This window comes from Mesorhizobium sp. WSM4820 (assembly GCF_055811075.1).
Map to the genome: position 1 here is coordinate 1 of NZ_JBVVQN010000046.1, position 9,885 is coordinate 9,885.

The following is a 9,885-nucleotide window of genomic DNA, read 5'->3' on the forward strand; positions in this document are numbered from 1 at the left end:
ATCGATATCGGCTACGACCCTGCCGGCTGTGTTCTGCTGGACGAGAAGGGAGTCCGAATTTCGTGAAGGCGAAGTTGGCCTGATGGCTCATTCGAACTCGTAGGCTGTTTCGGCGGCAACGATGCTCCGGCAGCAACCGATTGTGTTGAATTCAACCCACCCTCACGATGCTAACAATGGCCTTTGGCGTAGAATTGGCCCGCCGGTCCAGTTGGTGGTCGAGGCGCTTTGTACCGGAGAATGTGTGAATGGCGCTCAGTGATGATGTAAAAAGCGAAGCCTCTAGCCAGTCCGCGTCGGCGGAGGGAACCCTGGAATTCGGAGGAAGAACATACCTCGATGGCCTCGCTAGCGATCCGCGCAAGCTAGAATGGATGAAAGGATTTCCGCCTTCGACAAGTAAGCAGATCACCTTTGAGGGAGGCCGCTACATGGCCTTCCCTGAAATCCGTTGGAGCCTTTCGCACATGCGGGAGCTTGTGCCGACGGTAAGTGTTGGCCGCTCCGTTGGAGCCGGTGTCCCCTTCAATGAGCCATCTCCTGCGGATACAGCTGCGGTAGAGGCGTTGGGATTTACAGATATGAACGGGCGCTCCCGACGCTTCGACGAAGCGCTGTTCGATACCTACACCGACGGAATCATGGTGCTGCACCGTGGTCGCGTTGTGTTCGAGCGTTTTTTCGGTGCCCTCGAACGGAAGATACCGCATGCCTGCTTCTCTGTGACTAAATCTTATGCGGGCACACTTGCTGCGGCTTTGGTGTACGAAGGGGTGCTCGACGAAGGTAAGTCAATCTCGCACTATCTGCCCGAATTGCGGGGGACTGCATGGGAAGATGCGACCCTTCGACAAGTGATGGACATGCAGACGGGCATGGATTACGTCGAGGACGAAGTGGATGAGCAGTCAAGCGCCGCAATATATATGCGGGCTAGTCGAACGCGATCGCGGCCAGCCAACTATGATGGGCCGCAGACCTCTTGCGAATTCCTGTACACTGTTCGCAAAGAGGGCGAGCACGGAAAGATTTTTAGCTACAAGAGTGTAAACACCCAAGTCATGGCCTGGGTTATGTCGCGCGTGACGGGCAGTTCATTTGCGCAACTGCTGCATGAGCGTTTGTGGGCGCCATTGGGCTGCGAAGACGACGGGTACTTGGTCATTGATCCCGCCGGGATGCCATCTGCCAGCGGGGGTTTGTACGCAAGTCTGCGGGACATGGCGCGTTTCGGAGAGCTGATCCGCCGAGAAGGCGAATGGAATGGCAAGCAGATCCTTCCAGCCTCGGTCGTAGATGACATTCGGCGCGGTGGAGACCCGGCCAAGTTCACAGCCAAAGGCATGCCCGGTTATTCCTACCGCAGTATGTGGTGGAATTCGCACAACGAGTTTGGCGCAATCGAAGCTCAGGGCATTCACGGTCAGCGCGTATATGTCGCGCCAAGAGCAGAGATGGTGATTGCGCAGTTCGCGTCGCACCCGATGGCTTCCACTGTGTATAGCGACGCAATCCTTGTTCCGCAAACACTGGAACTGGCCCGCTGCCTGAGCGGCTAGGGCCTACCTTCTGCGGATGCACACCTGGAACGCTTAAAGGACCAAGGAAATGGATGACGAAGAATATTACGCGAAGCGGAGAAGTCGCTCAGTTCAAAAGAAACTCGCCTTTGCTGAGGCGGAATTCCGTCAGCGCATCGAAGAAGTCAGGAAAGTCATGGATGAAGAGGGTCTCGACGCGCTCCTGATTACGCATGCCCCCAATTTTGGCTATTTAAGTGGTCTCCAGACTTTTGGGTCCTGTTGGTACATGTGTATGGTCTTGCCTCGTGAAGGTGAGCCGACTCTACACATGGGACACTTGGAGTTCGCCACTGCTCTGCTTACTTCTTGGGTGGCGGACATTCGCGGAGTTCGGTGGTCCGCAGGAGGAGAAGCTGAGAGCCTCGTAGAAATCTTGAAAGAGCGGAAGCTGGAAGCGAAGCGGATTGGCCTTGAACTGAGAAGATCCGGCCTCACACTTGCTTTCTTTGAAAGCCTGAAGCGCGGCTTGCCCGGCGCGACGTTTGTTGATGCCTCGGACGTTGTTGCGAAGCCGCGAATGATCAAATCGCCCGCTGAATTGGGCTACATGCGCGAGGCGGCTAGAATCACCAAGAAAGGCCTTGACGCAGCGTTGCCCGTCATAAAGCCGGGCGTCACCGATAATGAAATTGCCGCTACGCTTTATGAAACGATGATCCGCGAAGGGAGCGAGTTCTTTAGTACTCAGCCGATCGTCGCAGCGGGTCACCGGAGTGGTATAGTTCACGCCACCTACAAGCGCACGCCGCTTAAGCGGGGGGATACGGTGATCCTTGAATTCGGGGCCGCCTACGAGAGATACACCAGTGCGATTTACCATACTGCCGCAATCGGGGAGCCCTCTCCCGAAGTGACGAAACAGGCGGCGGTCCTCAACGATGCTCTCGCTGTTCTGTTTCGAGCTGCCCGACCGGGGCGCAGCGTGCACGACGTCGCAAGGGAAGTTAGCATCGCCCTCGAAGAGCTCTGGCCGGAGCCAGCCGTCTACGGCTATTCAATTGGGTCAGGGGCACCTCCGACGTGGTGCGAAGATCTCTGCTACATACGCGAAGGCGTTGAGCTGGAGTTGAAACCAGGCATGACGTTCCATTCGCCCCTTGGGGAACTAATTCCAGGTACTCCGGGCGTCGGATTCAGTGAGACTTGGGCCGTTACTGAAACAGGATGCGAGATCCTTACCCTCCATGACACAACGCTGACAATAGTCGATGCCTAAGGAGTGGTCTAGTTGTCGCAATGGAAGTCGACCGCTGCGTCGGCATTTCGCCCACACGCTTGGGACGAGGCGGGGGCTCAACGACCCCCCGTGAAGGTAAGGGGCAAAGGGAGGTGAACGAAAATGAGCATACTGATCAATCGTAGACTTTTCATGCAGGCGTCGTCCGCTGTTGCGGTCGGTGCTCTGGCAGCGCCCGCTGTCCGGGCGTCGGCGCAGTCTGCAGGTGAACTTCGCGTATCGACCTATGGTGGACAAGTCGGCAAAAGCGTGATCGAAGCTTACCTGAAGCCGTTCGAAGCAGAAACCGGCATTAAGGTCACTCCCATTACGGAAGACTTCACGGTCCATCAGCTTGACCTGATGCAGAAGACGAACAGCGTCACGGTCGACGTTGGTCCGCTGGCCCAAGGATCGGTTCTTCAGAGCGCACCGCAAGGGTATCTTGAAGAGATTGACTACTCGCTCTTTAGGAAAGAAGACATCGAAGGGCTCGTTCCAGAAACCAAGAAAAAGCACTCCGTTGGCTTCTTCTTCTACAGCTATAACTTGGTTTATAATACCACAAAGTACCCATCCGATAAGCCACGTCCCGGCAATTGGGTAGATTTCTGGGATATCGAGAAATTCCCTGGAGTTCGCTACTTGCAATCAGGCCAGTACGGCAATGAGGGTCCTTGGGAACAAGCCCTTTTGGCCGACGGCGTCTCTCCCGACAAACTCTATCCGATGGACATCGACCGCGTCTTTGCGAGCTTGGACAGGATCAAGCCCCATGTTCGAAAGTGGTGGACGGCGGGATCTGAAATCCAGCAGTTGATGTTGAGTGGCGCCGGTGACCTGATGATGTCTTACGACGGCCGCGCCACGACGGCGATCGCTCAGGGCGCCCCGCTCGAAATGAGCCGCAATCAGGCCAAACTAACGTTTGACTCCTGGGCAATTCCCAAGAACGGCCCCAATGTGCAAAACGCGCAGAAGTTTGTCGAGTTTGTGAGCCGGGCCGAAAATCAAGCAGCGCTTGCGAAGCTCTATCCGGAAGGGCCAACCAACCGGAATGCGTTCAAACTGCTGCCGGAAGAACTCGCGGTCACGCTTCCAAGCCATCCCAATTACCTGGCAACTGCTATTTTGGAAAATGGCGCTTGGTATGCGGAAGTCGGCGCGGACGGCATGTCGAATTTTCAGCGTCTCGCACAGCGCTGGAGCGAATGGATTCTTAAATAAGTCTGGTCAGCACCAACCAGCGGGTCCCGCGACAAGACTCGCTGGTATCATCACATTGACGAGTTTCCAGATGCAAGAATGGCGCCATAATCCAACCGCCACAACAACCCGCTTCAGCTGCAACCAAGGTGCTGGAACGAGAACCTACTGGGGACCAAGAATTGGAAAACACCGCCTCTCCACAGATAGAGTTTCGTGATGTTACGAAGATGTACGGCTCCGTCGCCGCAGTAACAGAATTCTCACTTGCCGTGCGCCAAGGGGAATTTTTGACAATTCTTGGCCCTAGCGGTTCTGGCAAGACCACAGCATTGATGCTGCTTGCGGGATTTGAAGCTCCTACCAGGGGGGACATCTTAATCTCTGGCAAGTCAGTAGCCGCAGTGCCTTCATACGGCCGAGATCAAGGGATTGTCTTTCAAAGCTACGCCTTGTTTCCTCATTTAACGGTACGTCGAAATCTGGAATTTCCTTTGGAAATGCGCGGGGTGAGAGCAGGCGAACGGGTAGCGCTTGTTGAGCGAATGCTCAAACGGGTCCATCTTAAGGATTTAGGAGAACGGTTGCCCTCGCAACTCAGCGGTGGTCAACAGCAGCGCGTCGCCCTTGCTCGAGCGTTGATTGCCGATCCTCCGATCCTTCTTTTGGACGAACCCCTTGGCGCACTTGATAGAAACCTGCGCGAGCAAATGCAGGGCGAGATTAAGAGCCTTCATCGACTATTTGGGAAAACGACGATATGCGTCACCCACGACCAGGAAGAAGCGCTCACGTTGTCGGACCGGATCATCGTCATGCGCGGAGGCCGTATCGAGCAGTCAGATACTCCTGAAGCGCTTTACGACCGTCCCGCAAGCCGCTTCGTGGCCAACTTCTTAGGCGAGGCGAATATACTGGATTGTCCTGCTCTGGGACATCAGGAGAAAACCACTCCCGGCACCGTTTCGATGATCCGTCCCGAACGTGTTCGCATCTCTGGAGCGAATGCGGCACCACCTTCAGATCAAGACCGGCGCCACAATGTGAACGGCACTGTTGAGGACATGACCTACGCCGGACCGCTAAGGAAATACCAGGTACGAGTTGGCAGTCTTTCACTCATCGTCCGTGAACACGTTGCATCTGGGCAGGAAATCTTTCGGCCAGGTGACGCGGTTCGGCTTGATTGGCTACGCGCTGACGTGCGTTCGCTGAGCGCTTGAAGTTGAGATAACCAAATGCATCCACTTCAGAGAGTCGTGCGGGCGCCGTTCACCTTAGTAATTCCGGCCGTCGCCATCCTTCTAATCGTCTTTGGGATACCAACGATACAGCTCTTTCTTACGAGCTTGAATTATCCAGATTTCAGTTTGCAGAACTACTACACCTTCGCTGGAAAGTACGCCAATATTCGGCTCTTGCTCCAGACGCTGGAAATCAGCGCTGTAGCTACGATTGTTTGCTTGCTTGTCGGTTATCCAACCGCCTATCTGATCTCAACGGCCTCTAAGCGGGTCCGAGTAATCCTAATAGTCCTTGTCGTCCTACCGTATTTGACGAGCGACTTGGCACGGACCTACTCCTGGGTGGTGATTCTCGGTGACGCCGGGCTGATCAACAGTGTCTTGATGGATTTCGGCCTCATCTCCAGTCCACTCCCGTTTATTTACAACCGTATGGCAGTCTATGTCGGCATGGTCCATATCATGCTGCCAATGATGATCATGCCGCTGGTGAGTGTGATGGTGAGCATCAACACGTCTTTGATCGCAGCTGCGAAAAGCATGGGTGCGAGACCGTCGACCGCTTTCTGGCGCGTCTACTTCCCACTTAGTTTACCCGGTGTACGCAGTGGGACGTTACTGGTTTTCGTGATCTGCCTGGGTTTTTATATCACGCCGGCTGCGCTTGGCGGCTTGGGTGATGCAATGCTTTCGACCTATATCGCGTCTCAAGTGGCCACAGGTTTCGATGTTGGGTCAATCAGCGCCTCCTCATTCATCCTCCTTGCTGTTGCGTTAGTCGTACTTTCAACGTTTGGCCTCAATCCATCCGGTGCACAAGATGCCGCGCCTAAATTGAGAAAACGTTGGTTCGGGCAAGTCACGCTCTCAAAAGCAGTCAAAGGCTACATCAACGAGATGGCGGTCTCTTCTAGAGCAAGGCGGTGGTCCACTGCGCTTTATCGGGCGCAGCCCGAGGGGCGATGGTCTAGAGTTGCCGGCTGGACCGGGGTTTCGCTGGTCATATTCTACCTGCTATTCCCAGAGATCGTTGTCATCGTGATGTCCTTCAGCGATGGCGCAACCTTAAAGTTTCCTCCGCCCGGTCTTTCGCTCCAGTGGTACAGGTCGTTTTTCGGCGATGTCGGGTGGTATGGCGCGGCTCTGACCAGTATTCAAATCGCTCTCGCTGTCGCAATACTGTCGACGATAGTAGGAACGCTTGCCGCGTTTGGACTTAACCGTGTCGCTCCGGGCCTGCGTAGCTTCGTTACAATGGCAATTCTTACGCCGATCACCATACCCGTCATCGTTGTCGGCGTGGCGACCTACTTCGGCTTGGCGAAGCTCAGCTTAATTGGCACCGAGACCGGAATCATATTGGCGCACACGATTGGAGCAATCAGCTATGTCGTAGTTATCGTTTCCGCAACGCTGGTGAATTTCGACAAACGACTCGTCCAGGCTGCCAAGAGCATGAAGGCGACACCGTTTAGGGCTTTCATCAGAGTGACTCTGCCGCTCATCCGCCCTGGTATCATAGGCGGCGCGCTCTTCGCCTTTATCCACTCTTTCGGTGAGGTGGTAATCACCTCCCTTGTTAGCGGGTTTTCCGTGCGGACTTTGCCATTGAAGATGTGGGAAAACATCCGCAATGAAATCGATCCGACTGTCGCCGCGGTGGCGTCGCTTCTTACCCTTCTACCAATACTTTGGATGATCGCTCTTTACATCATGTGGTGGAGGACGGGAGCCCGGTCTCAGTTCGCTGCGGTCGAGGGAGTGACGGCCCGAAATTGACGGACGAATGGTGCGTGATGGTGGCTCCTCAATTGCAAAAACCAAACCAATGGAGTTTCGAAATGCTGCAGAACCGGGGAAAGCAGGCCGGCCAGGTCTTGGGTATTCTAGATCTAGAGCCAGGACCTACCGTTCCCCCCACACCCGGAACTATGGCAGATCCGGTCACGTTCAGTTTCCCCATCATAAGGGAAACAGTCTCGGGAGCCTGGGTGGATGTAATCGTCCCGGGAGCTCCGGGGCTTGAACCAGCTTTTGTCGCGGCCGCTCAACGCCTGGTGGAGCGCGGCGCTGCAGCGGTAACAGCCGATTGCGGTTTTTCAATCCGACATCAGGCCGCGGTTGCTGCCGCCATTGAAGTTCCAGTCGCGTTATCAGCCCTGATGCTGGTGCCGTTCATTCTTCGTCAGCTCGCCGCAGATGCGAAACTGGCTATTATGACCTTCGACGCTACATGTTGCGGAAAGGATCTACTGGAGATTGACGATCCTACCGAACTTGCACGAATTGTGATTGGCGGTATTGAGAATACGCAAACCTGGTTGAATGAGATGGCGCGACCGCCGGTGCCAACAAACACCGCCGTCCTGCAGGAGGACGTTTGCACCCGAATTCAAGAACTACGAGAGACGTATCCCGAGATCGGCGCAATACTGCTTGAGTGCACGATGTTCCCTCGCGTTGCGGAATCGATCCGTCGTTTCACAACTCTCCCGGTGTATGACATTACGACCCTTTGCCGGATGGTAATGGAGTCGGTGAGCACTCATTCTTCAGAAGCGTTAGCTTTTGCCGATAAAACCACGATCTGAATGTCTCAATTTGTGGAATCGCGTCGCAAAGACGATCTGCTCTTCAAGAGAAGACTAGGCCGGCCACCGCGACAAAGAGCGCCATAACGAGCCCGCTTGAGAACGGCTGGGCCTAATTGACCGCGAACAGTGCCGGCTGATGCCCTTCGGCTTCAGTCGATGCTTGCCACTTGCGGTCTGCCACTGACAAGCGAAGACGTGGTTTGTCGGGCGGCAGTCTCGATTTCGGGCATTGGCGGTGGAGATCCACGAGAACTGGCTCGAGCGACCCGCTACCTCAACATGGATCATCTGCGCGAGCACAAGAAGGAGAACCTGAGGGCATTGGCCGCCTGAGACGCGGCCCGCCATGTCCGCCGCTCCGCTAAACACGGGGGCTGCGCGGCGGACACGCAACGTCACCGCTGAATGCCACCCATTTTGCAGAACTTGACGCACACAACTTGACCGGCAAGCCTTTGTGGAAGGGCGGGATCGCCGGCCGGACGAAAGCCACGGGCAGAGCAGTGCAGTTCGCGATCCGGAGCTTCCTGCGTGATCTGCGCATGCCCGGGCTAAACGGCCGTCGTTTGAGCGACGCGGAAAGCAGTCGGAGCTCGGTGACTATCGCACCGCTGCCTATGTCGCCTCGATCCGCCAGATCGCTCAAGCCTATTAGGCTATTGGAATATGACCGCCTCTTCCAGCTGGAGCACCTGTTTCCCCCGCTCAACCTCCCTGGGAGATCTGGCTGTCGTCGGACATCGTGTCCGGCGGCAGCCATTTTTTCCGAGGAAACGGCGAACCAGACGGACATACAGTAAGCGATGCGCCGAGGCGCCATTCCCGAAATCGCGCTAGATCACGCAACGCGCTACACTTCGGCCGGGGTGATGTCGCCCACGGGTTGTGGGTAGGTCCGGCTCTCGAGGGGAGTGGCTTCAATCGCTGCCGACAGCGCTTCGAGAAAGGTGGATTGGGCGCGGGTGCGCCTGGCAGTGCGCTTCGTCACGAGATAGACGTCGACAGAAGGCGGGTTCGTGTAGGGGGGGAGTTGCCAGAGCTGCCCTGCCTCCACATCTGGAGTAACGACGTGGATCGGTAGGGGACCGAAACCAAACCCCGCCTTGATCAAGCGCTTCACCTCTTCGAGATTGGTGAACTGTCCCACAATCTTCCCACGAAGCTGCTCTTGCTTGCGCAACGCGGCGACCGGCGCCAGAGCTCCTGAAAGCTCGTCGGTTTTGAAGGAAATATAGTCGAGCGTCCTCAGCTCATCGAAGCCGGAAATCCGTCGCTGGAAAAGCGGGTGGCTTGGTCCGCAGAAGAAGCCGAAATGCTCGCGATAGAGTAATGTGTATTCCAGGTCGTCGAGCTTTTCCTGCGTGAGAAAAATGCCGAGGGCGGCTTCACTGTTGAGCACGGCTTCAGCCGCGGACCTGCTGGACGTAACCGTGGTGGAAAAGGTGATGCGCGGATGGGTCTTGTGGAAGTCGGCAAGGAAAGCATCGAGGAACGGGCATTCGACATGGCTGGTGAAAGCCATGTCGACGTGGCCGGAAATGTGGTTTCGATCCTTCTCCATGAGTTCCGGTAGTCCCGCGACGATCTCGAACATTGCCATACATTCCTCGTACAGTGTCTCTCCCGCCGGCGTGATCCTGAAATAGTTGGAGCCTCTCTCAATCAGGTGGCAGACCAAATGCTCCTCGAGCCGGCGCAGCGCGTTGCTGATTGTGGGCTGCGACAGGGACAGTTTGTCCCCGGCAGCGGTCAGGCTTCCTTCCTGCACGATGACCGTGAACGTTCTCAGGAGATTCCAGTCGATCTCCCAGACAAAACGGCGCCGCACCCGGGCCACTCGTGCTGATTGCGGATCTTTTTCAGGCATTTGCCGCTCCTTATCCAGCGACCCCTCGCACATTGGCAAGGCCGAGCCAAGGCGAAATCTCTAGACCGGTGAACAGCGCAGCAATGGCGTGGTGCCAACCGCCCAGCATTGTCGAAACTTATATAGTCCGTTCACGGTATCTATTTGCTTCCATCCTCTCCGGCATGGTGTCCTC

Annotated in this window: 7 protein-coding genes; 6 read left to right on the plus strand and 1 reads right to left on the minus strand. The window is 55.9% G+C overall.

The window, feature by feature from the left end:
• Positions 1 to 248 precede the first annotated feature (248 nt).
• From AC0L2R_RS33360 to AC0L2R_RS33385, 6 genes are all read left to right on the plus strand, one after another.
• Positions 249 to 1,559 (plus strand): serine hydrolase domain-containing protein, encoded by a 1,311-nt coding sequence (locus AC0L2R_RS33360; protein ID WP_473514043.1) that lies wholly within the window; start codon positions 249 to 251, stop codon positions 1,557 to 1,559.
• A 49-nt stretch (positions 1,560 to 1,608) separates the two neighbouring features.
• Complete coding sequence (locus AC0L2R_RS33365; RefSeq protein WP_473514044.1) at positions 1,609 to 2,799, plus strand: M24 family metallopeptidase; 1,191 nt, start codon at positions 1,609 to 1,611, stop codon at positions 2,797 to 2,799.
• A gap of 123 nt (positions 2,800 to 2,922) precedes the next feature.
• Complete coding sequence (locus AC0L2R_RS33370) at positions 2,923 to 4,026, plus strand: ABC transporter substrate-binding protein (RefSeq protein ID WP_473514045.1); 1,104 nt, start codon at positions 2,923 to 2,925, stop codon at positions 4,024 to 4,026.
• Positions 4,027 to 4,235: 209 nt separating this feature from the next.
• Positions 4,236 to 5,228 carry an ABC transporter ATP-binding protein gene (locus AC0L2R_RS33375; RefSeq protein WP_473514049.1) on the plus strand — a complete coding sequence of 331 codons (993 nt, stop codon included), beginning with the start codon at positions 4,236 to 4,238 and terminating at the stop codon, positions 5,226 to 5,228.
• Positions 5,229 to 5,243: 15 nt separating this feature from the next.
• Positions 5,244 to 7,028: an ABC transporter permease subunit gene (locus tag AC0L2R_RS33380; protein WP_473514046.1), complete on the plus strand. Its 1,785-nt coding sequence runs from the start codon at positions 5,244 to 5,246 to the stop codon at positions 7,026 to 7,028.
• Positions 7,025 to 7,840, plus strand: a complete 816-nt coding sequence (locus tag AC0L2R_RS33385) for an aspartate/glutamate racemase family protein (RefSeq protein WP_473514047.1) — start codon at positions 7,025 to 7,027, stop codon at positions 7,838 to 7,840. The genes AC0L2R_RS33380 and AC0L2R_RS33385 overlap by 4 nt, the downstream gene beginning before the upstream one ends.
• Positions 7,841 to 8,693: 853 nt before the next feature.
• Here AC0L2R_RS33385 and AC0L2R_RS33390 read toward each other — a convergent pair.
• Positions 8,694 to 9,710, minus strand: coding sequence for a LysR family transcriptional regulator (locus AC0L2R_RS33390; RefSeq protein WP_473514048.1), 1,017 nt, complete (start codon positions 9,708 to 9,710; stop codon positions 8,694 to 8,696).
• Positions 9,711 to 9,885: the final 175 nt, after the last annotated feature.